General features: G+C 35.6%; 2 protein-coding genes. Both read left to right on the top strand.

What is annotated here, in order from left to right; genetic code table 11:
- The first annotated feature begins 152 nt into the window (after window positions 1–152).
- Window positions 153–1,658 (top strand): IS21 family transposase, encoded by a 1,506-nt coding sequence (istA, locus tag F9279_RS24680; protein ID WP_144547298.1) that lies wholly within the window; start codon window positions 153–155, stop codon window positions 1,656–1,658.
- The gene (gene istB, locus F9279_RS24675; protein WP_036179323.1) at window positions 1,655–2,374 is read left to right on the top strand and encodes an IS21-like element helper ATPase IstB; all 720 of its coding nucleotides are present in this window, start codon (window positions 1,655–1,657) and stop codon (window positions 2,372–2,374) included. The genes istA and istB overlap by 4 nt, the downstream gene beginning before the upstream one ends.
- The last annotated feature ends 64 nt before the right edge of the window (window positions 2,375–2,438 follow it).

Raw genomic sequence — 2,438 nt, 5'->3', positions numbered from 1 at the left:
GGTGTTTATGGCATCATAAAAATGTAGGGTATGGCATTAAATTTGTGCAATAGGGCCGTAGGCCCTGCACAAATTAAAAAACCACTTGTCAACATTCCAAAATACACATACACTTCCTGTTGGGACAAACAAGCGCAGGAGGTATTAAGGAGATGTTGGCAGTGGCCGAAATTAATTATATCAGACATGAGGTAAACATAAAAGACAGTAACTATTCGGAGATTGCACAAAGAATAGGAAGAGATCGTAGAACTGTTAAGAAGTATGCAGAACAGGATGATTTTAGTCCTGTAGAAAATATCAAACAAGACAGACCATCTCCAGTGATGGATCCTATTAAACATATAGTAGATGAATGGTTAATAGAAGATTTTAAACAAAAGAGAAAATTCCGTAGAACTGCAAAGAGAATTTGGGAGCAATTAAAAGAGGAGTTTGATTTTAAGGGTTCTGATCGAACAGTAAGAAACTACATATCCCATCGAAAAAAAGAACTATTAAATGAAACGAATCAAGCAGCGTTATCACTAGAGAGCAAACCTGGGTCAGCTCAAGTGGATTTTGGAGAAGCTCCGTTTAAATATCAAGGGGAACAGATAACTCTACCCTATCTGGTTCTTTCTTATCCATATAGTAATTCATTTTATTTTCAGGTATTCCCCGCTCAAAACAAAGAGTGTTTTTTAGAAGGATTAAAGCGTATTTTTCACCATATGGGTGGTGTTCCAAGAACAATTAGATTCGATAATCTTTCAGCTGCCGTAAAGAAGGTATTGCCAAATGGCGAACGGCAGTTAACAGAGGAATTTCAGAACTTCGTTCTACACTATGGGTTCGAAAGTGAATTTTGTAATCCTAATAGTGGGAATGAAAAGGGTCATGTGGAAGCAATGGTGAAATATGTGAGAAACAATTATTTATTGCCTGGTCTCCACGTACTGAATTTAGACGAACTTAATAAGACGTTGTGGGAAAAAGCTGAGAAAGATCGTGAGAGAAAACATTATGAAAAGGAATCTTTCATATCCCAGCTGTTTGAAGAGGATCGGAAAGCCTTTTTGGTTTTACCAAGTAAGGAATACCAATGCATCAGATACGAAACAGTGAAAGCCGATAAGTACGGTTATATTAAAGTAGAAAAAAATCTATATTCTACTTCACCAAGATACGCTTTAAATAAGGTTCTAATTCGTATTTCATATAATTCAATTGATATTCTTACAGATGATTATCAACTAGTCGTTAGCCATCCTCGACTCTATGGTCAATATAGAAAATCGATTAATTGGCAGCCATACTTAAATCTAATGGCCAAACGTCCTATGGCACTTAAATATACTAGTTTCTATGAGCAGTTACCACAAGAATGGCAAACATATTTTAATTCATGTACTTCCTCTGAAAAATCAGAAGCCCTGAAGTTATTAGGTACAGTGATGAAAGATTATGATTTTAGTAAAATTACTGAAGCGCTGAAGATTGCATCAGAGCATGGTCATCCTTCGGTTGAATCAATTAAACAAGTATTCTACCAACTAATTAATGGTCGAGGGATACGCGAAGAAGTACATCTCCAAAAGTCATTGCCTATTATGCCGGAGGCTACTAGAGGTCTACAGCATTATAATCAGCTTCTAAAAGGAGCTGAAATAAATTGAGTACGCAGATTCAAGAATTCGCTAAACGATTGAAATTAAGTTGGATTAGAGAACATTATCAAGAGATAGAAGCCACATCAAATGAAGAGTATTTACTGAAGCTTTTTGAAAAAGAAATTGAGCAACGAGAAGAACGAAAAACAAATCTTTTACTTACACAAGCAAGCTTACCTAAAGTCAATGGGAAACCTTTTGATTGGAAGGACATTGTCCTAACAGCAGGACTAAGTAGTGAAGACCTATTAAATGGAGTATTCATGGAGCAGCAAGAAAATCTAATTTTCTATGGGGGTGTAGGTGCAGGTAAAACCTATTTAGCTACGTTAATTGGATTGAATGCCATACAAAGGTATGGCAAAGCTGTTAAATTCTATACAGCGGCATCATTAGTTAATCGATTATTAGAAGCAAATGAAAAAGGTAATCTCAATAAGCTTTTTAAGCAAATAGAGAAATTGGATCTTTTGATTTTGGATGAGTTAGGTTACATTCCTCTTCACAAACAAGGGGCTGAATTATTGTTTCAGGTTATTTCGATGTGTTATGAAACCAAAAGCATCATAATCACGACAAACCTTCAATTCGGTCAATGGAATCACGTTTTTGGGGATCCAATATTAACGGAGGCAGTAATTGATCGACTCATCCATCATTCGCATTTGATTGTATTTAAAGGCGATAGTTATCGTTATAAGGAGTCAATTATTCAGAATTAAATTTCGTTGGCAAGTGGTTACATTTTTGATTGCCGTTTTATGCATTTTTTGCTTGCCAAATACA

Origin of the sequence: Bacillus sp. B1-b2 (assembly GCF_009183415.1) — a bacterium.
In the GTDB taxonomy this organism is placed as follows: Bacteria; Bacillota; Bacilli; order Bacillales; family Cytobacillaceae; genus Niallia.
Note: the sequence above shows the minus strand (reverse complement) of the source record. Positions and strands in the feature narration are given on the sequence as shown.

Bases quoted from the DNA above. Each gene is read 5' to 3' on its own strand.
- istA (WP_144547298.1), top strand. From the start codon at position 153: ATGTTGGCAGTGGCCGAAATTAATTATATCAGACATGAGGTAAACATA.